At 49.5% G+C, this 26,428-nt stretch carries 22 protein-coding genes; 10 read left to right on the top strand and 12 right to left on the bottom strand.

Annotation, left to right across the window (positions count from 1 at the left end):
• Positions 1-349 precede the first annotated feature (349 nt).
• The 7 genes from LG219_RS04370 (at position 350) to LG219_RS04400 (ending at position 6,170) form a co-directional block, all read left to right on the top strand.
• On the top strand, positions 350-1,141 hold the full coding sequence (locus LG219_RS04370; RefSeq protein WP_226763322.1) for a thiazole synthase: 792 nt from the start codon (positions 350-352) through the stop codon (positions 1,139-1,141).
• 107 nt (positions 1,142-1,248) lie between these two features.
• Positions 1,249-1,713 carry a GNAT family N-acetyltransferase gene (locus LG219_RS04375; RefSeq protein WP_226763323.1) on the top strand — a complete coding sequence of 155 codons (465 nt, stop codon included), beginning with the start codon at positions 1,249-1,251 and terminating at the stop codon, positions 1,711-1,713.
• A 108-nt stretch (positions 1,714-1,821) separates the two neighbouring features.
• Entirely contained in the window at positions 1,822-2,544 is a 723-nt protein-coding gene (gene trmB, locus LG219_RS04380; protein ID WP_226763324.1) for a tRNA (guanosine(46)-N7)-methyltransferase TrmB, read from the top strand.
• A gap of 163 nt (positions 2,545-2,707) precedes the next feature.
• On the top strand, positions 2,708-3,262 hold the full coding sequence (locus tag LG219_RS04385) for an LPP20 family lipoprotein (RefSeq protein WP_226763325.1): 555 nt from the start codon (positions 2,708-2,710) through the stop codon (positions 3,260-3,262).
• Positions 3,259-4,548: a flagella assembly protein FlgT middle domain-containing protein gene (locus LG219_RS04390; protein WP_226763326.1), complete on the top strand. Its 1,290-nt coding sequence runs from the start codon at positions 3,259-3,261 to the stop codon at positions 4,546-4,548. Before LG219_RS04385 ends, LG219_RS04390 begins: the two co-directional genes overlap by 4 nt.
• Positions 4,541-5,167 (top strand): hypothetical protein, encoded by a 627-nt coding sequence (locus LG219_RS04395; protein WP_226763327.1) that lies wholly within the window; start codon positions 4,541-4,543, stop codon positions 5,165-5,167. The genes LG219_RS04390 and LG219_RS04395 overlap by 8 nt, the downstream gene beginning before the upstream one ends.
• A gap of 172 nt (positions 5,168-5,339) precedes the next feature.
• Positions 5,340-6,170, top strand: a complete 831-nt coding sequence (locus LG219_RS04400) for a transglutaminase domain-containing protein (RefSeq protein ID WP_226763328.1) — start codon at positions 5,340-5,342, stop codon at positions 6,168-6,170.
• A 119-nt stretch (positions 6,171-6,289) separates the two neighbouring features.
• On the opposite strand, the gene LG219_RS04405 is transcribed toward LG219_RS04400, so the two are convergent.
• From LG219_RS04405 to LG219_RS04425, 5 genes are all read right to left on the bottom strand, one after another.
• Complete coding sequence (locus LG219_RS04405) at positions 6,290-7,054, bottom strand: SPOR domain-containing protein (protein ID WP_226763329.1); 765 nt, start codon at positions 7,052-7,054, stop codon at positions 6,290-6,292.
• On the bottom strand, positions 7,051-7,797 hold the full coding sequence (locus tag LG219_RS04410) for a type III pantothenate kinase (protein ID WP_226763330.1): 747 nt from the start codon (positions 7,795-7,797) through the stop codon (positions 7,051-7,053). The genes LG219_RS04405 and LG219_RS04410 overlap by 4 nt, the downstream gene beginning before the upstream one ends.
• Complete coding sequence (locus tag LG219_RS04415; RefSeq protein ID WP_226763331.1) at positions 7,794-8,762, bottom strand: biotin--[acetyl-CoA-carboxylase] ligase; 969 nt, start codon at positions 8,760-8,762, stop codon at positions 7,794-7,796. The genes LG219_RS04410 and LG219_RS04415 overlap by 4 nt, the downstream gene beginning before the upstream one ends.
• A 137-nt stretch (positions 8,763-8,899) precedes the next feature.
• Positions 8,900-9,472: an ATP-dependent protease subunit HslV gene (gene hslV / locus LG219_RS04420; protein ID WP_226763332.1), complete on the bottom strand. Its 573-nt coding sequence runs from the start codon at positions 9,470-9,472 to the stop codon at positions 8,900-8,902.
• A gap of 74 nt (positions 9,473-9,546) precedes the next feature.
• The gene (locus LG219_RS04425; protein WP_226763333.1) at positions 9,547-10,767 is read right to left on the bottom strand and encodes an STAS domain-containing protein; all 1,221 of its coding nucleotides are present in this window, start codon (positions 10,765-10,767) and stop codon (positions 9,547-9,549) included.
• 173 nt (positions 10,768-10,940) lie between these two features.
• Here LG219_RS04425 and LG219_RS04430 point away from each other — a divergent pair, with 173 nt between their 5' ends.
• Both LG219_RS04430 and LG219_RS15505 read left to right on the top strand, forming a co-directional pair.
• Positions 10,941-14,513 (top strand): DUF748 domain-containing protein, encoded by a 3,573-nt coding sequence (locus LG219_RS04430; protein ID WP_226763334.1) that lies wholly within the window; start codon positions 10,941-10,943, stop codon positions 14,511-14,513.
• 236 nt (positions 14,514-14,749) lie between these two features.
• On the top strand, positions 14,750-15,427 hold the full coding sequence (locus LG219_RS15505; RefSeq protein ID WP_226763335.1) for a 4'-phosphopantetheinyl transferase family protein: 678 nt from the start codon (positions 14,750-14,752) through the stop codon (positions 15,425-15,427).
• 268 nt (positions 15,428-15,695) lie between these two features.
• On the opposite strand, the gene LG219_RS04440 is transcribed toward LG219_RS15505, so the two are convergent.
• Positions 15,696-16,259, bottom strand: coding sequence for an ankyrin repeat domain-containing protein (locus tag LG219_RS04440; protein ID WP_226763336.1), 564 nt, complete (start codon positions 16,257-16,259; stop codon positions 15,696-15,698).
• A 453-nt stretch (positions 16,260-16,712) separates the two neighbouring features.
• Positions 16,713-17,633, bottom strand: a complete 921-nt coding sequence (locus LG219_RS04445) for a LysR family transcriptional regulator (RefSeq protein ID WP_226763337.1) — start codon at positions 17,631-17,633, stop codon at positions 16,713-16,715.
• Positions 17,634-17,729: 96 nt separating this feature from the next.
• Between LG219_RS04445 and metE the strand changes: the two genes are divergently transcribed.
• Positions 17,730-20,099 carry a 5-methyltetrahydropteroyltriglutamate--homocysteine S-methyltransferase gene (gene metE / locus LG219_RS04450; RefSeq protein WP_226763338.1) on the top strand — a complete coding sequence of 790 codons (2,370 nt, stop codon included), beginning with the start codon at positions 17,730-17,732 and terminating at the stop codon, positions 20,097-20,099.
• 240 nt (positions 20,100-20,339) lie between these two features.
• Here the strand turns inward: metE and LG219_RS04455 are convergent, their stop codons facing one another.
• The 5 genes from LG219_RS04455 to LG219_RS04475 all read right to left on the bottom strand — a co-directional run bounded on the left by LG219_RS04455 (position 20,340) and on the right by LG219_RS04475 (position 26,332).
• Positions 20,340-21,509: an FAD-dependent monooxygenase gene (locus LG219_RS04455; protein WP_226763339.1), complete on the bottom strand. Its 1,170-nt coding sequence runs from the start codon at positions 21,507-21,509 to the stop codon at positions 20,340-20,342.
• Between the two features lie 126 nt (positions 21,510-21,635).
• Entirely contained in the window at positions 21,636-22,943 is a 1,308-nt protein-coding gene (gene pepP / locus LG219_RS04460) for a Xaa-Pro aminopeptidase (RefSeq protein ID WP_226763340.1), read from the bottom strand.
• 187 nt (positions 22,944-23,130) lie between these two features.
• Positions 23,131-24,003, bottom strand: a complete 873-nt coding sequence (locus LG219_RS04465; RefSeq protein WP_226763341.1) for a M48 family metalloprotease — start codon at positions 24,001-24,003, stop codon at positions 23,131-23,133.
• Entirely contained in the window at positions 24,000-24,515 is a 516-nt protein-coding gene (locus LG219_RS04470; protein WP_226763342.1) for an SH3 domain-containing protein, read from the bottom strand. Before LG219_RS04470 ends, LG219_RS04465 begins: the two co-directional genes overlap by 4 nt.
• Complete coding sequence (locus LG219_RS04475; RefSeq protein ID WP_226763343.1) at positions 24,512-26,332, bottom strand: adenylate/guanylate cyclase domain-containing protein; 1,821 nt, start codon at positions 26,330-26,332, stop codon at positions 24,512-24,514. The genes LG219_RS04470 and LG219_RS04475 overlap by 4 nt, the downstream gene beginning before the upstream one ends.
• Positions 26,333-26,428 lie beyond the last annotated feature (96 nt).

Here is a 26,428-nt window from a genome sequence, read left to right on the forward strand (position 1 = left end):
TTGATGCTGTGCCGCGCTCGTTGGTCTGGGGCTTAAAACCCCGTCCAAGCGCACCGAGTGAGGAGGGAGCCAAACGGTTTTATCGTTTGGCTCACGATCGATCGAGGGCACAGCGGAGCTGGGCGCGCCCGGGGCGCCTTTCTTTCCCCCTCTTTCTTTGGCGAGTCAAAGAAAGAGGGCTCCGCCACTGACTGCGACTGCAAACAGCCGTGCCGCAGGCACTTAAAACCATCAACACGTAATCTGAGCATTGCCAAAAATATCTGTGCCGCTTGACCAAAAACCATGTCGCTGATTGCTGGCTTGGATGTTGAGCGAAAAATAATTCATTGCAACGCAGGGGTGTACTATGTCTGATGTATTTCAAATTGCCGGTAAAACGTATCAATCTCGCCTGATTGTTGGCACTGGTAAATATAAAGATTTCCAAGAAACGCGCGCCGCAGTGGATGAGTCGGGCGCTGAAATTGTGACGGTGGCGATTCGCCGCGTCAATCTTGGTCAAGATGCCAGTCAGCCGTCGCTATTAGCGGCCTTGCCACCATCGCAATACACTTACTTACCCAATACTGCTGGTTGCTACAATAGTGAAGACGCGGTGCGTACTTTGCGTTTGGCGCGTGAATTGCTCGATGGCCATAAATTAGTCAAGCTCGAAGTCTTGGGTGACCCCAATACGCTGTATCCCAATGTGCGTGAAACCTTAAAAGCGGCAGAAATCCTGGTTGCGGATGGTTTTGATGTGATGGTGTATACCTCGGACGATCCGATTATTGCCAAAGAACTCGAGCAAATCGGTTGTTGCGCGATTATGCCGTTAGCGTCGTTGATTGGCTCGGGCATGGGGATTATTAATCCATGGAATCTGCGGCTGATTATTGATTCGGCCAAAGTGCCAGTGTTGATCGACGCCGGTGTGGGTACTGCTTCGGATGCGGCGATTGCCATGGAGCTCGGTTGCGATGGGATTTTGATGAATACCGCCATTGCCGGTGCGCGCGATCCGATTCGGATGGCCAGAGCGATGAAATTGGCGGTCCAAGCTGGTCGCGACGCCTTCTTGGCGGGGCGTATTCCGCGCAAATTGTACAGCGCCGATCCATCCAGTCCGGTAACTGGGATGATTGCTGCCGCGAAATAAAAATGAGAGAACACGCTGTTCTGAATTTTTGAGTAATCAGGGTATTGCCTTGCAGCTATCGCTAATCGTATGCTGCAAGCCAATACCCTTTTTTATTTGAGATGCATATGCGCTTAATTCGCTACGCTAATTTAGATGATCTGGATGCGCTGGTTCCGGTTTTTGATGCTTATCGGGTGTTTTATCAAATGCCCAGTGATTTGGCTTTAGCGCGGCAATTTTTAGGCGAGCGCTTGGCTTTGGGCGAGTCTGTGATTTTGCTGGCGGAGGGCGACGCTGGGGCGGTGCAGGGGTTTATCCAGCTTTATCCCTTGTTTAGTTCATCGCTATGCCAGCGAATTTTGCTGCTCAATGATTTGTATGTGCTTGAAGCGGCGCGTGGGCAGGGTGTGGCACGTCAGTTAATGCAAAAAGCCGCCGCACATGCCAAAGCCGTTGGTGCGGCACGACTTGAACTCTCTACCGCGCACAGCAACATCCGAGCGCAAGCTTTGTATGAATCATTGGCGTATCAACTTGATCGTGAATTTCGTAATTATTCCTTGGCCGTTTGCGCTGTTGAGTATGGGTAAAGCTTGGTGAAATCGGCCAGTCGTTTTACCATACGCGTATTCAATAAAAATGCCGCCGCTAAACCGATGCCGCGGCATTTTTTATCCGGTAAAGCATAAGGAAATAGCATGGAAAACGAACAAAATCCCGCCATTGAAAGCGAAGACAATGCGCTCAAACAACGCCGCATTCGTAGCTTTGTTTTACGCCAAGGCCATTTGTCGAGCGGTCAAGCGCGGGCTTTAGAAGAATTTGGTCCGCAGTTTTGCATTGACTACAGCCCAAATGCGCTGGATTTAGAGCAAGCATTTGGTCGCAATGCGCCGCGCGTTTTAGAAATCGGTTTTGGTATGGGCACGGCAACCGCAGAGATTGCTGCGCAGCGGCCAGAGACCGACTTTTTAGGTGTTGAAGTACATACGCCAGGCGTGGGTAGCTTATTAAAATTGATCGGTGAGCAGTCATTAAGCAATTTGCGCATCGTGCAACACGATGCGGTTGAAGTGTTAGAAAACATGCTGCCGGTGGATAGTTTGGCGGGCGCGCATATTTTCTTTCCAGATCCATGGCATAAATCGCGCCACAATAAACGTCGCTTAATTAAGCCTGAATTTGTTGCACAATTGGTGTCGCGAATTCAATCGGGCGGTTATTTGCATTTGGCCACCGATTGGGAAGATTATGCGATGCAAATGTTGGCGGTGTTAAGTGCCGAGCCAACGCTAGAAAATACCGCCAGCAGCCCAACTGGCTTTGCAGAGCGTCCAGAATACCGCCCACTGACTAAGTTTGAAAACCGAGGCATTAAATTAGGCCATGGTGTTTGGGATTTGGTGTTTAAGAAAAAATAAGCTTGGATCGGTTGACGCTGGGCTTGCAACACCACGCAGGGCTAGCGTCAACCAATATGCAGTTGCTCCGCTATAGAAAATCCACTTTCTGCCGATATAAAAGAACTAGCGCCTGTCGCTAGGCTTGCTAGAGTTAATCTCATCGGATGGGCGGGAGCGCAATATGCACCAATTAAAATTTATTTTTGTTTTGCTGATGGTCTTGTTCGGTTTAACAGCCTGCGCTAGCTCGGGAAAAATGGCGGGCGATGAAATGCCGCCCGCCGTTTTACCCAGTAAGGTAACGGCAGTCGGCCATGGCGCAATGCCGCTTGGTGAAGGTTTAAGCCAAGCACAGCGACACTTATTAGCGATGCGCGCCGCTAAGCTCGATGCGTATCGATCATTAGCGGAAACCGTTGCCGGGATTAAAATCGTTGGTAGCAGCACCGTTTCTGCGATGGCGCTGACCAGCGATAGTTATAAAGCCTATGTCGAGGCTTATTTGCGTGGTGCAAAAATTGTCAGCATTACGCCATTGCCCGATGGTGCTTTTGAAACCATTTTAGAATTAACACTCGGTGGTGATTTTTATCGCGCGGCGCCGCCGGTGAAAGAGGCGGTCATTGCGCCGCCAGCAGCAGTGCATGCGCCTGCCGCGCCAACACCTATGTCGGTGGTGCCGCAGCCCTTAGCGGCGCAAATTTCACCCTCGCAGAATTACTACCTCTCCTTGTGAAAAAATTAATTGTTTTATGCTTGCTATGCCAAGCCGTATGGGCTGCCGAATTTGAAGGCATTGCGCCGCTTGGTTTGGATGGGCTGGCTGCGGCGCGAGTTTTGGCGGTGCAAGACGCGCTAGAAAATGCCGCGCTGTTTAATGGCGCGCAAGTGACCAGCTTAGCAGTGAAAAAAGCGGGGCAGTGGGGTGAAACCAGCAAAATCAGTGGTACGCCGCAAGGTCAGTATCAATTGCTGCGCGAGTGGCAAAGCAATGGTTTTTTACACGTTTTACTGGATATTGCTCCCCCAGCGCCCATGGTTAGCCCGTTGCCGACCAAGCCTGTGGCATCGACTCGGCGCAATACAGCACGACAAGTTGAACGCTGTGATTTAGATGATTTACGACGTAAAGTTTTAATTTCGCATTTTTGGATCGAGCATCCAGCGCAAACGCAAGATTTAGATCGATTCTCAGAAGGGATTCAAATCGAGTTGGTTCGCCAGTTATACGATAGTCAGCAGTTTTTACCGCAACGCGCGCCCAATGTGGCGGTGTTTGATGTGCTGCCGCAATTTGTTGATCCTTTATTGCAACCTGAGCGAGTGCGCGCCTTGGCGCAGCAGTATTCAGTGCAATTTATTGTCGGCGGCATTGTGCGCGATACCACATTGCTCGGCGAGCGTTACACCCTTGCGTATGGTTCTGATCTGCGCCCTTATGAAAAAAAATCAGTCGCTAGCTTGCCGATACTCAATTTCGCTCAAGTTGGCGTCAAAGCCGTGCCGGCCGCACGCCGTTTTGATTTAGAGCTGTTTGTTTTTGATGGCGTGTCGGGCGCTTTGGTGAACCGGCATCGCATTGCAGGTCAAGCCAGTGGCGAAGTGGTGCAAAATTTGAGTAGTGCTTTGGGCACCGCAGGTTTTGCTGCGACTGATTATGGCCGATTGGTGACGGATAAACTCAAAGAAGCTGGTACTTTAGTGTCACAAGATTTGAGCTGTATTCCCTTTTCGGCACGCATTACCCGTGTAGAGAAAAACACGGTGTATATCGATGCAGGCTATACATCTAATATGCGTCCGGGCGATACCCTGCAGGTGTATCGGGTTTCGCCGACGGCAATGCCGATTGATTCGGCCAATTTCGCGCCGACGATGCGTTTAGGCATGCCAGAACAAAAAGGCGGCACATTCACGGTGCAACAAGTGCAGCCTTTATTTGCCATGGGAAAAATCGACGGCTTGACAGTTGAGCCGGGTGACTATGTTCGTTTTGTTGGACCGGAGCGAAATAATGATTAAAAAAACACTGCTGTTATTGTTGATGCCCACCGTGCTGTGGGCCAATGAGCCTGCACATCAAGCGGAAACTAAACCGATTAAGGCCGCTGAATCGCATGCGCCGGCGGGGGCAGAAAAACCTGCAGAAAAATCGCGGCATGCGGTGCCTCAGCAAATGAGTACGCCGATTAAAATTGCCCAACCCGAAGGCGGGCATGCTGCTGAACCGGCGGCGGCTGAAGTGATGCCGGTTAAACCGCCACCGGTGGTGCGCTATGTTGCGCCGCAGTATGGCTCAGCATCGGTGTATCGCCCAGTGGTTCGCTCCAAAGCGCCGTCGTCGCATGGTTCGGCAAAGTCCAAAACGCACGCCAAATCCAGTGCGCATGTTAAGTCGTATACGGCAACGCCGGGTTTTGTGCGGGTGTTACCGGCTTCGCAAATGCCAAGTTATGCCATTTTGCCGCCTGCGAAAGGGATGAGTTCGGCGACAAAAAATCGTCCAGCTTGGGGGCAAGACGCCGAGGCGACTAAAGTCCCAGAGCCCGAAATGCCTGTTGCGGGACGCAAATTAGCGTCGCCACAATTTTATACCGAAAAAAACTCAGAACAGCGCTGGCAATATTATAGTTACCCTTAATTTTAATCTCGATTTATGCCAATAAAAAAGCAGCGTTTTTACGCTGCTTTTTTATTGTTGTATTTTTATAGTGATTAATTGAGATTGGCTGTTGATGGTGCAATCGCTGTTGCTCTGTATTAAACTCGGTTGTCAATTTGTCTCCGTCTCTGTATTTCATTGAGGGTATTCAATGTTACGCAATAAATTGCAGCGTTTTAAATTGTTTAAAAAAATAAGCGCGCTGCTTGTGCCAATGACGCCTCGTATTGATTTTGATTTTCAGTCATTTTCTGAATTGGAATCGCATTTTGCTGGTGATCAAGATGAATATCTAACTCAATTTAGAATTAAATATGCATTAGATGAATTGATTGAATCAGCGGCAACGGATACCGCGCGTTTGCGGCGAGTGATGCATTGGGTACATCATCTTTGGCAGCATAATGGCCAAAATACCCCCAGCCAAAATGATGCGATGAGCATTGTGGAAGAGGCCGCGCAAGGGCAGCAGTTTCGCTGCGTTGAATACGCCACCGTGTTGGCGACGGCCTTGGCTGCCTTGGGTTTCCCCGCAAGAATACTGAGTTTGATGACGCAGGATGTTGAGCACAAACGTTCAAGCGCTGGCCATGTGGTGACTGAAGTGTATTTACATGATTTAGCCAAATGGGTAATGGCTGACGCGCAATGGAATATTATGCCCATGCTCAATCAGCAAGCGGCGAATGCGCTGGAACTTGCGCAAGCGATTCATCAAGGCGATCATCATTTGCGTTTGCAGTCGACGACACCGATTAAAGCTAAACATTATTTAAAATGGATTAAGCCGTATTTGTATTATTTTACGACGCGTTTAGAGCATCGCTATGATTTTAATGCCAGTTCAACGCAAATTCGCTTAATGCCAATTGGCGCTAAATCGCCTAAAGTATTTCAAAGAAAACATCCTATTTCTGCCGCAACCATGACGCATGTGTTGGCAGATTTTTATCCAGATAAAGATCGAATTAAAATCATTTAGTTTTTGTTATTGATTTAGATTGATTCTGTTATAAACAAAAAGGCATAAACCTAAACATTTATGCCTTTTTGTTTAAATACGCGCAGCAGAACGTGATAAGCCGATGCTGACTTAGCAATTTATTTGCATTTGTTTTCGCGTAATACCGAGCCACTAAATTGCGCGCTGAGTTTAGCCAATTTATCACTTTGCTGTGGATTGAGGCTTTTAAAACTAAAGCTCGCTTGTTTTAAGGTATCGTCTTTTTCTCGCACTACCGCCGATTTAACGCCCAGCGCTTTGAGCTCAACCAAATGGCGCTCACCCGCTTCACGATTACTAAATACGCCCAGTGAAATCGAGTTTTGCCAACGGCCACCATTGTTAACGACAAAATAATCCGTCACGCCCATTTCGGCCAGTTGCGCGGCTTTTTGTTTGGCGATTTCTAAGCTGGCCAATGGCGGCATATATACCCAGACTTTGCTGGCTTCGCCACTGGCGGTTTCGCTGGCGATTAAATTAAGAGTTTTAATTTTGCTACGTGCATTGTCGATTTGTTCACCCGTAATCCCGGCCCAGCGCCAGCAACGGCCAATATCGGCCACAGGCGTTGGTGTCGGTTTGCTGCTCGGCGTGGCTGACGCAGTGGGGATCGGTGATGCGGTTGGTGTCGGTGTCGGTTTCGGTTTCGGTTTCGGTGTCGCTTGCGGCGCACTCGCAATTTGGGGCTCACTGGCGATGTTGACTGCCGTGGTTTGGCCTAATTGCCCAGTGACGACTTTCACCGCGCTGGCATTTTTTTCGCGCTGAGTGAGTTCAATAGAAGACGGCGGCGTTTCGAGTTGTGAAACCCCATAGACCGCTAAATTGACGATGACGAGTGCAATAAATAACCATTTCATGGATTTAATTTCCCATCGCTTGCAGCGAGTAAAGCGGCTAAACCATCGAGCACTAGATTATCCATTGCGATGGCCTTGGCGTGAAGTAAGGGTTGTAAATAGGCGGCATCGCCACCGAATACAATCACTTGGTCGATGGGATGACCATGGGCGATTGCGGCGCTCAATGCTTGCTCGATGGAGCCGATGATGGCGCGCAGACAACCGGTTTCGATGGCATCCAGTGTCGATTGAGGAAAAGCTTGTAGCGTGCCGCGTGCGTGCGGCAAGCGGGCAGTGGCTTGATGTAGCGCCGATTTCATCAGACCCAGCCCCGGGGCGATGCTGCCGCCTAAATAATCGCCATTGGCCAGTAAGGTATCGATGACAATGGCGGTGCCCGCCGAAATAACCAATAGGTTTTGCTGTGGATAGTGCTGGTGCGCGCCCAAAACTGCCGCCCAACGATCAGGACCTTGCTCGTGAAGCTGTGGATAGTGATTCATAATCCCCAGCGCCTGACGAGTGACTTGCAGCCACTGCGGTAACACGTGCCAGTGCTGGGCAAAGAGTTGATCGATTTGCTGTTGCAAATCAGCAGCACCCACTGCGCAGCCTAATATTTGCGCGCCAGCGGGCAAATCGGCCACTTGCTGCCACAGCTCGCTGCAGCTATGGGCAACGCCGCTGCACCCAGATGCGCTGTGTCGCCATTTGATTCGGCTATTGCCCAAATCGAGCAATAAATAGGCGATTTGCTTCATAATGCGGCCCGTCTTAAGCTCACGTCGCCGGTATGAATGAGGCTTTCACCCTCTGGGGTATTGAGCCGTAAAGAACCGTCGGCGCTAAGTCCAGCGAAATACCCAGTCTTAATTTGCCCGTTAGGCGCAATCGCATTGAGTAATTCATTGGGCCAGGTATGAAGTGCTTCCCATTGGGGACGTAAAGCCGAAAAACCGGTTTGGCTAAATTGATTGAGCGTGGTTTCTAATTGATTCATCAGTCGGGCGAGTAATTCATTGCGTCCGCAATTTAAGCCTGCGGACATTAAGCTGGCAGCTGCTTGGTCAAGTTGATTGGCGTCGGGCTGGGCGATATTGAGCCCGATGCCGATCACCACATGCGAAGGACCAAGAGCATCGCCTTGCATTTCGATTAAAATACCGCCCACTTTGGCCCACTCGTTGGCATGTAATTGCAGCAATAAATCATTCGGCCATTTTAGCCCAATGGCTGTAACGCCCGCTTGGCGCAATACGCTGGCCACCGCAACGCCCACTGCCAGTGGTAAACCGGCCAATTGCGCCGAGCCGCCATCAAAGCGCCACGCTAAAGAAAACAACAGGCTGCCACCGAGCACGCCCATCCACGGTCGACCTAAACGACCGCGGCCTGCGTCTTGCCATTCGGTGACGAGTAATTTACCGTGCTGCGGATCAAGCAATAACTGCCGATTGGTCGAACCGAGGGTATTGCTCACAACAACTTTGGCAATGCTGCCTGGCTGCAAATACCCCTCTATAAGCGTTTGGTCGAGCCAATCAATTGGCTGCTCAAGGCGGTAGCCAACACCGTGGCGACGCACGAGATGAACGCCATAGGTTTCGGCTTTGGAGAGCCCCAGCGACACACTGGCGCGTGAAATGGCGAGGCGTTGGGCAATTTCGGCACCGGAGGTAAAGTCGTGCGCATTAAGCTCGCGCAGGAGGCTGATGGTATCGTGCATGGGGCGATTTTACTGCAGATTGACGCGAGCGTGCGCTTAGATCAATGAGCACGCGATGCGAGTTGATCGATTGACATCCAATGGGGATTCAGTTGACGCTGAGTTTGTCGTTTTGCCTAACCCAGCGTTCGACTATTTTAGCGGTTTGGCGCAGCAATCATCGCCGTTTCACTACCACCCATGGTTTCAATCGTGTGGTTTTGATTGGTATAGATACAGATATTCCCGGCAATTTCGAGGGCTTTTTTGACGACCACTTCCGGCGATAAATCAGTGTTTTGCAACAACGCGGTCGCTGCCGCTTGTGCAAATGCGCCACCGGAGCCAATGGCCGCAATGCCTTCTTCGGGCTCAAGCACATCACCATTGCCGGTAATGACCAAGGTGGCTGTTGGGTCGGCCACAATCAGCATCGCTTCGAGTCGACGCAGCATCCGATCGGTACGCCAGTCTTTGGCCAACTCAACCGCCGCACGGGTTAAATGGCCTTGGTGTTTTTCTAATTTGGCTTCAAAGCGTTCAAACAAAGTAAAGGCGTCGGCCGTGCCGCCAGCAAAGCCGACGATTACTTGATCGTGATACAGCTTACGCACCTTTCTGGCGGTGCCTTTAATAACCACATTGCCCAAAGTGACTTGGCCATCGCCACCCACGGCGACGTGCTTGCCGCGACGTACTGAGACGATGGTTGTGCCGTCAAATTGTTCCATGTTGAACTCCTAGTTTTTGATTAAATTTGGGTTCTAGATGGCATCAGTTGGCTGAAAAGCAAGCCAACTTGGGATTATTTGCGTCTTTCCATTTGTAGCATGTCGGCAATGCCCATCACCCGTAGTAAGCCCAGCACCAATTCATTAATATTGATGATTTGAATTTGCTTACCTTGCTGTAACCAGGTCATCGCTAAATTAAGAATGTGCCCAGCAGATTCAAAATCAATTCGATCAATCCGCGAAAAATCCAGCGTTGTTATGCCTTGATCGCTGACTAAATGTGCAATTTTTTGGATCAACTGCGGATGCTCGGCGGTAATGATGCCGATGAGTTGCGCTTCTTGATTGGCTTCATTGGCGACTTCAGCGCGGGCCTTGGCTTCATCGAGCGCAATTTGTTGGCTGTCTTTTGGCGCTTGGGCAATGTCCCAAGACGGCGGAGACACCTCATAGGTAATTGCATAATCAACGGCTAAATTTTCAAATGCTTCTTGCTGACCTAAAATCTGATGTATTTCGATCAACAGCAGCCAGAATGGGGCTTCGGCAGGAATACGTCGACCCACTTCAATTTTATTACTAATCAGCGTGATTAAATTTTGTGCGCCAATCAATTGCAACTGACCTTGCTCTTTGTTGCGCCGTGGTAAAACCGCGACTAATTCAGCCGCGCCCAGCGCATCGATTTTTTGCACCTTACTAAAATCAACACGAATATTTGGATTTTTTTTACGCAGCGCCAAAAATTGCTTGGCTTCTTTCTCTATGGTTTCGATGCCTAATTTGGCAGGGAAAGCATAATATGCGGAAGTGCTCGCCAGCTGAGGCTGATGCTGGCTATGCTGACGCCAAATTGGCGGGGTTTTTTCAAAAGTCATCACAAACTCAAGCGCTAAAGCATCAAAAGCTTCGCGCTGAGCTTGTTGCTGATACAGCTCAAACAGCATTAACCAAGGTTCTAGTCGGCACTGATTGATAAATTCAGGGCGATCGGCCTCTAAAATATGGATCGCTGCGGCAAGTTGGTTGTTTGCGTGTAGCATGGCCGCCTGCTCTTCAGCGGCGGACAAACTATCGTGATTGGATTGAACTTCGATTTTTAATAGTGATAAATCGTATTGCTGAACGTCGTGTTGCGGTTCAGTGGTCTCGGCCGCGAAAGGGATGATGGTTTCCGGACCCAAAGGGCGATGGCTTGCAGTGCCTTCATGGCTTGCCGTCACCGTAATCGGTGCGGTCTGCGTTAAAACCTCATTGCCATCTTGATCTTTTTTACGAAAAAACGAAAACACTGCTGATATCCTGTTGGTGAAATCACTCAAATCACTTATATTTTACTGCTAATATTCATTTTCAATGAAACTCTTTTCAGCCAGTATAGGTGAACGAATGATGCGCGACCTAGGGCCTTATTTACAAGCAAAATATTCGCTAATTCTTTGTGATGATCACATTTAAATCCAATATGCCTAAATCATTTTTTCAGTACAGCCGCTGGCTTCGCCTCCCCATTTATCTACTCGCGAGTATTTTATTACTTGGCGCATTAGGTCATTGGGCAATGCCGCCTTTGCTTCGGCCATGGTTAGAAAATCATGCCAGTCAAATATTACACCGGCAAGTTAAAATTGGTGAATTGACAATTAATCCTTATTCATTGCAGTTTAATTTAGCTGATGTGGCAATCCGTGATCAATATGGTCCATTTGTGAGTTTTAAATCATTACAAATCAATGCGGAATGGCGCTCAATCTGGCGAATGGCGCCAGTGATTCGCGATATTACGCTAGAAGCACCGAAAGTCAGTTTGATTCGCCTGAGTGCCGATCGCTATAATTTCTCTGATTTAATCCCCAAAAAATCCAAAACGACTAAAACTGATGAGCCGCTGCCGCGATTCTCGCTGAATAATATCCGCATTATTGATGGTGATTTACGTTTAGACGATCGTGTGGTTGGCGTAAATCAAACACTCGACCAACTTAATTTTTCATTACCATTTTTATCCACACTACCACAACGAATTAATGAATATATTCAGCCGCATTTATCGGCGCGTTTTAATGGTCATCCGTTTGAGTTAATGGGGGAAAGTAAACCGTTTGAAGATAGTCTAGATACTGTACTTAAAATTAAGATTAAGCAGCAAGATCTCACGCCATTTTTAGCCTATATTCCTTTGCCCCAAGGGATTTTGGTGCCCAAAGCCTCAATGAGCGCCGATGTTGAAATGGTTTTTCGGCAGCAAAAAGATCGAGCCGATTTATTATTTAATGGTCAGCTACAACTCAATCCAACGGTATTAACGCAAAATGGTCAGGATTTTATTGCGCTTGATCAGCTCAGCGTTGAGCTTAAAAATTTAAAACCGCTGGCTGAACAATATCGCTTTGGTGTGATTGATGTGCGTGGATTAGATGTGCGATTATCGCGCAATCCAGCTGGCTTGTTGAATTGGCAAAATTTGATGCATCAAGAAACGGCCGATGCAAAATCAGTACCGGAACAAGACAAAAAAAAATCGCCCTTATTTGAAGTTGCAGAGCTCAATATAAGCGATAGCCAGCTCCATTGGCACGATCAAGCGGTCAGCCCTGCGGTCAGTACGGCATTGGAATCGATTCATTTAAATATTAAAAACTATTCCAATCAAAATCCAGCATCATTCCCCGTACAATTGAGTGCAAAAACACCGCAAGCAGCCAGCTTGGCCGCAGAATTAGCCGTGCAGGCTTCGCCGCTGCAATTATCGGGAAAAATCAACGCTTCGCAAATTCAGATTGCCGATTATGCCGGCTATTATCAATCCCAATTCCCTGCGCAATTAGCGGCGACGGTCGGTTTTGCCACCGAACTTCAGTTGCATGCAGAGCCCATGCAATATGCATTAAAAAATCTGCAGCTGGATATTGAGCGCTTTACTTTAACTGCCGCGAAAGCCAAAAAACCAGCTTTAAGTATCGAGCAATTGCAATTGACTGAGGCGAGTATCGACTCAGCAAGTAAAGCCATTCAAGTGGGCAATCTACTGAGCAAAAATGGTAATTTAAATATTGAACAACAAAAAGATGGCGAAATTAACCTCGCGCAATTGTTTGCTCAGTCCAAGGATAAAAAACCAGCGCCAGCAAAACAACATCCTGAGTGGTCTTTTTTATTGCAATCTGGGCAATGGCAAGATTGGAAGGTTGAATATAATGATCAACGGATTACCAATAGTAAACCCCTGATTTGGAAAAATATCGCATTAAATTTAAATAATGTAGATAGTCGCCCCAATTCACGCGCCACCATGAGTTTGCAGGGCCAAGGTGGGCGTAGCGCCAAAATCAAAGTGGCAGGTTCATGGGTACCACAGCCGTTTTCAGCGAATTTAGATTTAGATTTAGCCAATTTTGATGCTGCGTATGGCCAGCCGTATTTTAATCAATACGTTAATATTTCTTTAGCGCGTGGATTTTTAAACGCCAAAGGTAATTTACGTTTGGCTTTAGAGCCCAAACTATCGGCATCCTATACCGGTAATTTGAGTGCAAATAATGTCTATGCCTTGGATAAAATAACCGGTAGCGACTTTTTAAAATGGAAAAGCTTTTATATTGGCGGCATCAAAGCGCAGTTATCACCGCTGAATATTGATATCAATGAAATCGCTTTAAGTGATTTTTATTCGCGCTTAATTTTATCGGCTGATGGTCGCTTAAATCTACAAGATGTGATGGTAAAAGATGCCGGGCAAGTCTCAGTCACAACTGAGCGCCCAACTGAGCGCAGCTCGGCGACCGCCAGCGCGCCCGTCGAGGCCGAGAAAACCTTAGCCGAAAGTAGCGGTTTGGGTGTTCCGATTAAGATTAATAAAGTCACGCTCAAAAACGGGCAGATTCAATATACCGATTTATTTATTAAACCGAATTTTTCCGCTAATTTAACCGAAATGGGCGGCGTGATTGGTGGTTTATCCAGTAATGAAAACGATAGAGCCACATTAAATTTACGCGGTAGTATGGATTATGTGGCACCGGTTGAGATTCAAGGTAGTTTAAATCCGCTGTCTAAAACATTATTTATTGATTTAAAAGGTGGCGTTAAAGGTTATGAATTAACCAATGCATCGGCTTTTGCCATTAAGTACGCCGGATATGGCATCGAAAAAGGCAAGATGTCGATGGATGTGTCGTATTTGATTGAAAATCAGAAATTAACTGCCAGTAATAAAATATTTTTAGATCAATTGACTTTAGGGCCAGCCGTTGAAAGCGCGACGGCGACTAAATTGCCAGTTAAATTTGTTTTGTCTTTACTGACTAATCGCAAAGGACAAATTAATTTAAACTTGCCGATTCAAGGTTCACTCAATGATCCGCAGTTTAGCTTGGGCAGCATTATCTGGCAGGCGCTGGTGAATGTGCTGGAAAAAGTGGTGACCTCACCTTTTGATGCATTATCTGATGCTTTTAGTGATGGCCCGCGTTTGTCGCACATTGATTTTGCTTCGGGTAGCGCACAATTGAATGATCAGGCGCAGGTGGTGATTGGTAATTTGTCGCAAGCCCTAATCGACAGGCCAAGTTTGAATCTAGATATTGTCGGTTGGGCGAGCCTAGAGAGTGATACTGCCGGTTTGCGGCTGCAAGATTTAAATAAAAAAATGCTGAAGATCAAAGCCGCTCAATTGGGTGAAAAATCCGAATCGATCGATTCAGATACCGATCTAGTGATTAGCGCTGCTGAGCGCGATGCGCTGCTCACACAAGTGTATAAAAATGAAAAATTCGATAAACCGACCAATGTACTCGGTTTAAATAAATCACTGCCTCCGGCTGAAATGGAAAAACTCATTTTGGCCCATACGCTGATTAGCAATGAGCAATTGCAAGCTTTGGCCATGCGCCGTGCGCAGCAGGTTAAAACGGCATTACAAGCGGCAGGGGTGGATAATGCGCGATTATTTATCGCTCAGGCCAAAATCAATGCCACGCAAAGCGATTTGGCGGCCGATCAGGGCTCATTATCTCGAGTGCAATTTAAACTTAAATAAATATCAATTGCTGGTATTAAAGCGGATTTGCCAGCAATCAAGCTGCTGGCAAATCCGCTTTTTGCTTGATGATTGAATGTATTTCTTGCGTCAATCTTGTTTGCCAATACGTCGTCGTTGTATGACAAAGCAATGCAAGTACGCCAGAGGTTTGTGCCGATTTGGTGTCGTCGGTTGCGCTTTTATAGCCCGCTTGGTTTTATGGCGGGGCCGCGTTTAAGTTTGGGATTTAAGCTGTGTTAAGTTCATATTTTCAATTTCAGTCTATCGATCCAGAGGCTGATTTTTCGAGCACCATTGATCAACTGAACGCGCGGCAATTGGCGCGTTTATCGCAAATACAAAATCAGGCCCGCCGTGGCCAATTTTTGGCCGCCCGCGCTTTAGCCCAGCAGTTATTGCACAAAAATCACCGCCAATTGGCGCTAAGCCAAGACGATAAAGGCCGCCCTGTGGCAGTCGATTGGCCATTTTCGGGCGGATTGTCTTGGAGTCATGGGCAAAATTTTTGCGCGGCGGCCTTGGGGCAGGGGCGGGTTGGCGTCGATTTAGAAACCATACGCGCCCGTCGGCAATGCTTGGCGATTGCCGAGCAATATTTCGACCCACGCGAAACCGCGTGGCTGGCCGCATTGAAAGATGCAGCGCAGTTGCGCGCTTTTTATACGCTGTGGGTGGCCAAAGAAGCTTTGCTCAAAGCTTTGGGGCTGGGCCTTGTGGGCGGTTTAGCGCGCTTTGTCTTATTGCTCGAGCAAGGCCAATGGACTTGCCATAGCCCGGATGCACATCGGTGGTATTTGCAAGTTTGGGAGGTGAAACCCAATGTTTTATTGGCTTTAGCCAGCGATACGCCGCAAGTATGGCAGCAGCTTAATCCAGCGGATGATTGGCAGTTATTGCTTGAGATTGCTTAGGGTTTGTTGACGTTGGGTTTGCTAAGCGAGTTTGTGCAAAATCTGACTCGATTTATCCACCAGCAAACTAGGGTTAATGCTCGGTTGAAACGACTGGGTTAGACTGGGGGACAGGTTGTTGTCAGCCCAGAACAGAAGGTTTTTGTAGGTTGGTGCTGAGCTTGCGTAGCCCAACAATCGCGGTCAACGTTGGCCGTCAGCCATAACTGCAACACCCCAACATACGAGATGCGCAGGCGCAGCGCCATACAAATTCAATTTACCGTGTTTATTTACAAGCAGGCATTTCAGCAACAAGCTCATTTAAATTTTTTTGAACCGCTTGACTATATGCCGTAAGACCACTCTTAGTTTGTATGCATGGGGATGCCCCGTGCCGTAATAAGATGGAAGATGCTGCTGTATTTTTATTTTTTACAGTAAAAAACAAAGGATAATAGCCATACTCTGAATCTGCAAAATTAGGGTTTGCTCTATTATTCAAAAGCAATGAAACCATATTTGTATCTTGTTGGTATGCCGCGATATATAGTGGTGTCTCATTATGCGAATTTGTTGCGTCAACCACAGCCCCTAATTTCAGCAATAGTTTTAATGTTTCAAAGTCATGCTGTTCTACTGCTGCGTGCAAAAATGTACGCTTATCCCCGCCCAACTTAGCATTCATATCAATATCACCACTAAGGAGCATTTTTTTTGCTGCAACTTTATTTTTTGATTGAATTGCGATTAATAACTCATATTCTTTGCTTGGTTTAATTGCAAGCCAAGCACCGAATACAATTGTCAACGTCACCGCAAAAAAAGCCCACCATTTTATTTTTGATTGCATTTATCGCAAGACTCCTTCTGAGCGTTTTTATATGGATCGCCACCTTTTATTGCAACCGCTGAATAATATGCAGCATTGTAGCTCCGATTAGCGCAGCGTAATCGGAGGAATGGCATGCGTACGATTACGCTACGCTAATCGTACCTACCCATTATCATTGAGCATTTTCTTTGGTTCGGCTGCCGCCTCTCAACCCACTGAATCGATGCGTGAGCATCGTAGCTCCGATTAGCGCAGCGTAATCGGAGGAATGGCATGCGTACGATTACGCTACGCTAATCGTACCTACCCATTATCATTGAGCATTTGCTTTGGTTCGGCTGCCGCCTCTCAACCCACTGAATCAATGCGTGAGTTGCGATGTTTATTTACGGCTAATTCGGCGCAATTCGCTGCGCTCATTGTCGCCCTACGGCAGATTTAACTCGGTGTACTTCCGCAGCTTGTCGCACCTTAAAGCAGACTCACGCCGGGCAAGGTTTGCACACTCACGTTACGCATAATCTCTACAAAATCGGCTAAATACACGCTATGACTGCGCTCGCTGGGCATGGCGGCATACAGCTCTGACGTCAGCCCTTGCTGGGTAATCGGTTTGGCTACGACATAACCGCGCTCTAAATAATGCTGCACGCTCCAGCGCGGTAATGCCGCAATCCCTCGGCGGCTAGCGACCAATTGCAGCATTGCCACGGTGAGCTCAGTAGGGCGGCGCTTGGGGTTGATACCGGCTGGTTTGAGTACCTTGCGCAATAAATCGAGCATTTCATCGGGCACGGGATAAGTAATCAGCGTTTCATTGGCAAAATCTTCGGCGTCTAAATACGGCTTATTCGCCAGCGCATGATCGCTCGCCAGTAGCGCAACCATATCGTAGCTAAAGAGCGGTAAATGGCTTAAATCGGCGTGGGACTCGACTTCCGACACAATCGCCAAATCGGCGCGATCTTCAAATAACAGCTGTACCGGATCGGCATGAAAACCCGAGACGATATCGAGCTCGACCTCAGGCCAATGTTGGCGAAATTGGTCCATCGCTGGCATTAACCAATCAAAACAGGTGTGGCATTCGACCGCGATGCGTAATTGCCCAGCTTGGCCTTCGCGTAAACGCGCAATATCGCGCTCGGTGCTAGCAATGGTTGGCAACACCGTTTGTGCTAATAAAGCCAGCTTTTCACCGGCGGCTGTGAGTTTAAGTGGCGTTGATTTACGCGCAAACAGCGGCAGGCCGTAATGGTCTTCGAGTAATCGCACTTGGTGCGATAAAGCCGATTGGGTTAAATGCAGCCGTTCAGCAGCGCGCGTTAAGCTGCCGCTGTCTTGAATTGCAAGAATGGTTTTCAGGTGACGCAATTCGAGGAGTGACTGCATTAGTAATTCTCATGGCTGGTGTGAAAATAATGAACTGTAATCATAACTAGCTGCGTCGTATGATGCAAATACTATTCATAGAAAGAGGTGTTTGTGATGACTACGACTCATACTGCTAAAGCGCATATTTTAGGATTTCCGCGTATTGGGGCCGAGCGCGAATTGAAATTTGCCTTAGAAAAATTCTGGCGCGACGAAATCTCTGAAGCCGAATTAGTCAAAGTCGGCCAGACCTTGCGTCGTCGCCACTGGGCTTGGCAAAGCGAAGCCGATCTCGATTGGGTCAGCGTGGGGGATTTTGCTTGGTACGATCAGATTTTAAATACCGCCGCTTTATTGGGCTGCTTGCCAGAGCGCTTTGGTTTTGATCCTAAACGCCTGAGTTTAAGCCAGTATTTTGCCTTGGCTCGCGGCAATGCCGAGCAGCCAGCGCTGGAAATGACTAAGTATTTTGATACCAATTACCATTATTTGGTGCCTGAGCTGTCAAGCGAGAGTACGTTTGATGGCGGTGTTGAATGGTTTTTTCATGAAATTGAAGACGCGCAAACCCAAGGCCACGCAGTGAAAGCGGTGTTGCCCGGCCCGTTGACCTTTTTGTGGTTAGCCAAAGCGAAAGACGGGTATAACAAGCTAGACCTTTTGCCTAAAGTGCTAGCGCGCTATACCGCCATTATTGAAAAGCTATCGGCCAAAGGCGTGCGCTTATTGCAACTGGATGAGCCGATTTTAGCTTTAGAGCTGCCGTTAGAATGGCAGGCGGCATTTGCGCCAACGTATCAAGAGCTGGCTGGCAAAGGCACGCAAATTTTATTGGCGACGTATTTCGATTCGGTTGAGTCGCATGCGCAATTATTGGCGGATTTACCGGTGGCTGGGGTGCATTTGGATTTGGTGCGTGCACCGGCGCAATTGGCGGCGTTTACGGCGATTTGGCCCAAAAATAAAGTGCTGTCTTTGGGGGTGATTGATGGCCGTAATATTTGGGCTAGCGATTTAAACAAGGTATTGGCCGCTATTGCTGAGCCAGCAAAGGCGCTAGGCGGATACCTCTGGTTGGCACCATCGTGCTCTTTATTGCATAGCCCCGTCGATTTAGCGCAAGAAACGCAACTTGATGCCGAATTAAAATCGTGGCTAGCGTTCGCCAAGCAAAAATTGGCTGAACTGAGCGTACTTAAAAAAGCCATTAACGGCAGCGATGTGGCTGATGTTTTGGCGCTGAATGCGTTTTCACAAGCGGCGCGCCGCGCCTCGACGCGGATTCATAATCCGGCGGTTGCTGAGCGTTTGGCCAATTTACCGCCGCAATTTGATCAACGCCACGCGCCATTTGCTGAGCGCCAAACCGCGCAGCAACAGCGTTTTCATTTACCACTGTTGCCAACGACCACCATTGGTTCTTTCCCACAAACCAGCCAGATTCGTGCTGCTCGCGCTGCGTTTAAACAAGGCAAGTTAAGCGCTGCCGATTATGAATTGGCGATGCAGGCCGAAATCGCTTTGGCAGTGCAAAAGCAAGACGCGCTGGGCATTGATGTTTTGGTGCATGGCGAGGCCGAGCGCAATGATATGGTTGAATATTTTGGCGAACAATTGGCCGGCTTTGCCTTTACGCAATTGGCGTGGGTGCAAAGCTACGGTAGCCGCTGCGTGAAACCGCCGATTTTGTTTGGCGATGTGAGCCGGCCGCAAGCAATGACCGTGGCGTGGTCGACTTACGCGCAAAGCCTGACTGACAAGCCGATGAAGGGCATGTTGACCGGGCCGGTGACGATTTTGCAATGGTCGTTTGTGCGCGATGATCAGCCGCGCGCCTTAACTTGCCAACAAATTGCCTTGGCGATTCGCGATGAGGTGCAAGACCTTGAGGCCGCTGGCATTGGGATGATCCAAATTGACGAGCCAGCGTTTCGCGAAGGTTTGCCGCTGAAAAAATCCCAATGGGCGAGTTATTTGGCTTGGGCTGGACAAGCGTTTCGCGTGTCGGCATCCGGCGTGGGCAATGCCACGCAAATTCACACCCATATGTGCTATTCGGAATTTAACGATATTTTGCCGGAGATCGCGGCGATGGATGCCGATGTGATTACCATCGAAACCAGCCGCTCAGATATGAAGCTACTCGAGGCGTTTGGCAGCTTTCAGTATCCGAATGAAATCGGCCCGGGGGTGTACGATATTCACAGCCCACGCGTGGCGTCAGTCAATGAAATGTTGCGTTTAATTGCCAAAGCGCTAGAAGTGGTGCCAGCGGAACGCTTATGGATTAACCCCGACTGCGGGCTAAAAACGCGCGGCTGGCCAGAGACTGAGGCCGCATTAAATAATATGCTGCTGGCGACGCAGCAAGCGCGAGCGGCGATTGCGGCGGGGCAAACCTTGGTGTTTGACGCTTCGTCAACCAGCGTAGCGGCGCAGGGCGCTTGTGCTTGTCATGGTGCGACTGAGGTTGAATCAGTCTGACGCTGTAACCAAAAAATCTACCGTTTGGGCTGTCATGCTGCTCACTTAGAAAAACGCTTTGACGCAGAGACGCAGAGGCGCAGAGAAAGGCAAATTCAGAGCTTAAACCGGTAGCAAATACGGTGATTAAAGCTGTGATTTGCTGATGGTTTGCTCTGCGTCTCTGCGTCTCTGCGCCTCTGCGTCGGCTTGTTTTACGTTGAAGTGAAGCGCGGTACCGTTTGCGCGGTGGATTTTTGCTTAGCGCGCGCCGTATACCATGCGCTCGGCAAAGCCTCGGCGCAGCCAAGCGCATTGGTCCATGGCCAATAAGCCCAAGCTGCGGGCATGTTTGAGCGGCAATGATGAAGAATCAAATAGCGTAATTAATTGATCGGTGACGACAGTCACCAGACCCGCATCGCGCGAGCGCAATTTGGCGTAGCGCGCCAAACTGGCCGCTTCGCCCAGTGCTCGCGCTGGTGTGGCGGCCAATACATCGGCAAGCGTGGTGGCATCACGTAAACCTAAATTTAAGCCTTGCCCAGCAACCGGATGCAGCGTTTGCGCGGCATTGCCAATCAGCACCACGCGCTGGCCGACCACCGAATTGACGGTTTTTAATGCCAGCGGCCAGCTAGCGCGGCCGGTCACCGCAGCAAATCCAGCGACACGGTCGGCAAAGCGTTGTTCGACTTCGGCAATAAAATCGGCATCAGATAGCGTTAAACGCGCAGCCGCTTGTTCCGGTGTTTGCGTCCACACCAAGGTGTAGTCATTACCGGTGGGGAGTAATGCCAGCGGGCCATCATCGGCAAAGCGCTCAAAGGCAATACCCTTATGCGGCTGCTTGGGCGTTAGCGTGGCAAGCACCGCATGCTGCTCGTAAGATTTAATCGTTTGGCGAATTTCCGGCAGTTGATTAAGTAACTGCCCGCCATCGGCCAAGATCACCAAGCGGCAGGATATTTTTTGCTCGCCGCTGGGGGTGGCTAAAGTCAGTTGTGCAAAGCGCGCTAAGCGCTGAATGTGGGTGACTTTGCTGGCGAGCGCCAAACGAGCGGGACCGGTGCTGAGTTGATCGAGCGCGAATTGCGCCAGATTTTGGTATTTCACCACGCTGCCGAGCATCGGCAAGTTCAGCTCAGCGGCATTGAGCACGGTACGGCCTAAAGTCCCTGCTTGTGAAACGTGCACTTGGGTAATCGGCGTTGCGGCAAGTGAGTCGGCCCACAGCTGGCTAGCGGCCAGGCATTGTTGGCTGGCATAGGCAATCGCTAAGGCGCGTGGATCATTGCCAATCGATGATTTGGCTTCAACCAATAGCGCATCGTGCCCGCTGGCGTAAAGGCGCTGAGCGAGTAAGGCACCAACTGGGCCGCCGCCAACGATCACAATGTCAACATGCGGTGGAAGTTTGCTGATCAGCATGAGATTCCTAAAGCGGTTTGGTCTGGTGTTTTAAAGTGCCAACAGAAAACAATAAATAATAAGCAGTGCATGGATGATTGCCCAAGCGCGCCACCCAACGCGGCGGTCTTGGGCTGGCTGCGTGGCTTATTTTGCCATGATCGCTTCAATGTCGGCGATGGTTTTTGGGCAGGCTGCGGTGAGATTTTCATAACCGTCAGCAGTCACCAGTACATCGTCTTCGATACGAATGCCGATGTTTTCGAACTCTTTGGGTACATTGGCGGCGGGGCGAATATAAAAGCCCGGCTCAACCGTCAGCACCATCCCCGCTGCTAGTTTGCGCCATTCACCATCGATTTTATACGCGCCGCAATCGTGTACGTCCAAGCCCATCCAGTGGCCAGTGCGGTGCATATAAAATTGCTTATAGCTTTCTGTTTCGAGGACTTCATCGAGCGAGCCCTTGAGCAAATTCAAGTCGAGCATGCCTTGCGCCAACACGCGGGTGGCGGCGTCGTGCGGTGCATTCCAAGTGCTGCCAGCGTAAATGCTCGCCAAGGCGGCTTCTTGCGCGGCAAGGGTGATCTCGTACACGGCGCGTTGTGCTGGGCTGAATTTTCCGTTGACTGGGAAAGTGCGGGTGATGTCGCTGGCGTAGCCGGCGACTTCGCAACCGGCGTCGATCAGCAATAAATCGCCGTCATTCATGCGCGCATTGTTTTCGCCGTAATGCAGCACGCAACTATTGGCGCCGCTGGCAACGATGCTGTTATACGCCGGAGAGCGGCTGCCTTGGCGATAATAATCGTGCAAGATTTCGGCTTCGACTTGATATTCCATTTGCCCTGGCTTGGCAAATTGCATGGCACGTATATGCGCCTGAGTGTTTATTTTAGCTGCTTGGCGCAAGATACCTACTTCATACTCATCTTTGATTAAGCGCATTTCATCCAGCGCTGCGCGCACATCAAGCATCATTGTCGGCGCGCTGACACCAGTGCGCGCGAGGCCACGCACATCGCTCAACCAGCGATTGATCCGGCGATCCCAGCGCATTTCTTTGGCCAGTGGGTAATAGATGCGCGGCTGATTTTGGATGAGTTTTGCCATCCGCATATCGAGCTCTTCAATGGGGTAGGCGGCATCAAAACCGAACTGCTCGGCAGCGGCGGCCGGGCCAAAGCGGTAACCATCCCAGATTTCGCGCTCAATGTCTTTGGCGCGGCAGAACAGGATATTTTGCACTTGATCTTTACTGATGACTTGCACCAAAACCGCGTCGGGCTCAGTAAAGCCAGTTAAATAGTAAAAGCCCGAACCAAAGCGAAATGGGTAATGGCTGTCGGCATTGCGAAGAATCTCTTGGCTGCTCGGTACGATGACAATGCCGGGTTCTAAACGAGCGGCGAGGTTGGCGCGGCGGGTAGTGCAAGCGTTAATCAATGCAGACATACAAACTCCGAGTGAAGCCTTCAGGGCAGGGGGTAATTATACGGCCGTGCCACGATGCACGGCCGTCAATTTTTACCAAGCAAAGACAGATGCTGGAAAGCAAACGTCTAGGGTCTGTTGACGCTTGGTTTTCCGCCGCGCTGGAGCGATTTTCGCGGCAAACCAAACGTTAACAGACCCTTGATACTTAGCGAGAAATTTTGCTAAATCGAGCGGTGTTATCAACGCCATTGGCGTAAGCTTCGAGTTGATCACCGATCTTACTGTCGATCTGATCGATCCGATCTTGCGGGCTAGGATGAGTGCTAAAAAACAGCGCCACCGCACTATCCGCTGGGCTCACATTACCCAAGGTTTGCAGCATGCTCACCATGGCATAAGGGTTGTAGCCGGCGCGCGCGGCCAGCAGCATGCCGTTGAGATCAGCCGCATATTCGGTGTCTTTGGATAGCCCTTTGATATACAGCCCTTCGGTGGCGGCTTTGGTGGCTTTTTTGGCGAGATCTAGCCGTTCGCCTTGGACTTTGTGATTGAGTACGGCGGTGATGAGTTCTTCGGTAATCGCACCGCGATTAGTGCTTTTCATCGCTTCGATTTGGTCTTTATTGATCACATGACTGATTTCATGCGCCAAAATCGCCGCCAGTTCTGCTTCGCTGCGTAATTGATTTAACAAACCCCGGGTAATCAAGACATAGCCGCCGGGTGCAGCAAAGGCATTGATATTGGGGCTATCAATCACGCCAAAATGCCAATTGAGCTGCGGTTGCGCCGATTGCGCAGCAATCCAAGTGCCGACTTGATTGACGTACCGTTGCAGCGCGGCATCTTTGACTAAAGGCGCGGCGCCGAGCAAGGTGGCCATCACATTTTGGCCCATGATGACTTCTTGGCGCGGACCGACCACTTGATTGGCTTCAACCGTGTTATTGATGATTTTGGTCGCCGATTCGATGTTTTCTGGCGTGAGGTATTTACTCAGCTCGTTTAAATCAAATGCGTGTGCTGGGGCGCAGAGCGCGCCAGCGGCGACCAGGCTAAGACATAGGCGGCGGATCATGGACGTCTCCCGGTATTTGGCGTATTGACGCTGGTGTTGCTATTGCTCAGCGGGGCTACTTTTTTCGGGCTGAGCTGGGCTTGTCTGGCGAGTCGGCTGGCTTCTGCATTCGAGCTTGAATAGCTTTCCATTTTATTCACTTCAGCCATATTCGGTTCTGCGGTTTGGATTTGTTCGGCAGACAGGCCTTTCACGCCGGTGGTCACGGTTTGTCCTGACGAGCCGGTTTTGATCACATTGCCGAGGGTGGATAGGCCATTATTGCGCGTACCTGATTGGGTACGAACGTTCAGCAGTTTAATCCAGCCCACTTGCCCTTGAGGGGTTTTAACTTGCATCCACGCGCCTTGATTTTTTTGGATCTCAATTTTGCTATTGCTACTTAAAGTGGCGATGCTGCGTGAGTCGGAAAAAGGTTTTTCGCGTAAATCACTATTGCGAATGACGGTACCGCTATCGGCGACAGCGGCGTGGCCGATCAGTAAGAGCAGGGCGCAAACGAGAGGCTTCAAAGTGCTTTCTCCTTGGGTTCAAATAATAAAACGTTTTGCTCACGGCCTTTGACCGAATGCTGGCCGTGGCCAATAAATTCAAAGGGGGCCGCGCTGGCGTCACATGCGGCGCGAGTGGCATCTGAGACTAAAATTCGCGCGCAGCCTTTGGTGAGCCCTTCGATTCGAGATGCTAGATTCACTGTATCGCCAATCGCCGTGTAATCCAAGCGCGATGCCGAGCCAATCAGGCCAACCACGGCGGGGCCGGTGTGTAGGCCAATGCCAATCTCAAAATGTTCAATATCGCTTAATTGTTGTTTAAACGCGTCCAGCGCCGCCGACATTTCGATCGCCGCGGCCACGGCGTGCTGAGCATGCTCTGCATCGTTGGCCGGCGCGCCCCAAAAGGCCATGATGGCGTCACCAATAAATTTATCCAGCGTGCCACCATGCTTAAAAATGATGTCCACTTGCAAGGTAAAGTATTGATTGAGTAATTGCACCACCGCCGCTGGATCGTGTTTTTCGGATAGCGAAGTAAAGCCGCGAATATCGGAAAACAACACGGTGATTTCTCTTGATTGAGCCACTTGGCTTAAATCGATATCGCCACTGGCAATCAGTTGCTTGACGACGCGCGCGTCCAAAAATCGAGAAAACAGCGCCACGGCATGTTCACGCGAGTTTTTTTCCGCCCAATACGCGATCAGCGCCGCCAGCCAAAAATAAGCCCAAGCCCACAATAAAGATGAGATCAGCGGCAAATAATAATTGTGAGTCAATCCCAACCACATCAAGCCGAGCGTTAAACCGCTGCTTACGCTCAGAGCGAGCGCTAAGCGCAGGGTATGGATGCCGCGAGTAAATCCCCAAGCGAGTAGGCCGCAAAGCAATAGGGCAAGTAAGCCATACGGCGCGCGTGGCGATTCGATCAACCAATCTTGGTATTTTAGGTTGTCGATGGCCGTCGCCAAAATATCCACGCCAGGATAGAGCGGCCCCATCGTGGTTGGGCGTAAGTCTTGTAGGCCCGGTGCCGCAGTGCCGATGATGACGATTTTGTCGGTAAATTCATTCATCGAGCGGTTTGAATGCTCGCGATTGGCGGCCTGATAAAGATCGGAATACGAGATATGCTGGCGCTGCGTTTGCCAATGAATTCGCATGCGCTCAGTTTGTGGTATTGGCCAATTAAAATCTCGCGCCAAGCGCGCAGGGAGTGATGGGATTTGCCAGCCGGCGATGTTTTGATCAATCGAATAGTAACGGCCAATGCCATCGCTATCGGCATTAAAATTAATGGTGCCACCTTGCCATTGCTCGGGGTTAAGGACCCAAGGTAGTAGCAGTATTGCCTTGGCGTCTTTATCAAATATGGCTTGTGGCAATATACCCAGTTGCGTTGGTAGATCTTTGATCGGCGTCGCTTCGCCATCACTTAAAGTGAGATAGGGAAAATAAACCTTGTTTGCTTGTTGGGCGGCAGTGCGTAAGGCTTCATCATGTTCTGGACGAAACACATCGCGCTCGTTAAACAATAAATCGAAAACGATGGCTTGCGGTTTTTGTGCGGCGATGTAATCAATCAGTTCGGCATGAATCGAGCGTGGCCAAGGCCAGCGACCGGCATCGGCGGCGAGCTCTTCCAGACTTTTTTGATCGATATTGACGACGACAATATCTGCATGCGCAGGGCGTTGTGTTGCCAATTGGCGTTGTAACACGTCGCCAACACGTTGATCGGCGATTTGGCCAAATTGCACGCCAACAAAATCGAGCACAATGAGGCCGGCCAACAAGGCCCATAGCGCGAAATACGGATGTTTACGCAGCATAAGGTTGCGATATCACAGTAAGCCTTTGGTTTTAACAATGGAAAAAGAGGTAAAGCGTGGCTTTACCTCTTTGTGGTTTATTTTAAACAATACCGC

It is taken from the genome of Deefgea salmonis (genome assembly GCF_020531905.1).
GTDB classification, from domain to species: Bacteria; Pseudomonadota; Gammaproteobacteria; order Burkholderiales; family Chitinibacteraceae; genus Deefgea; species Deefgea salmonis.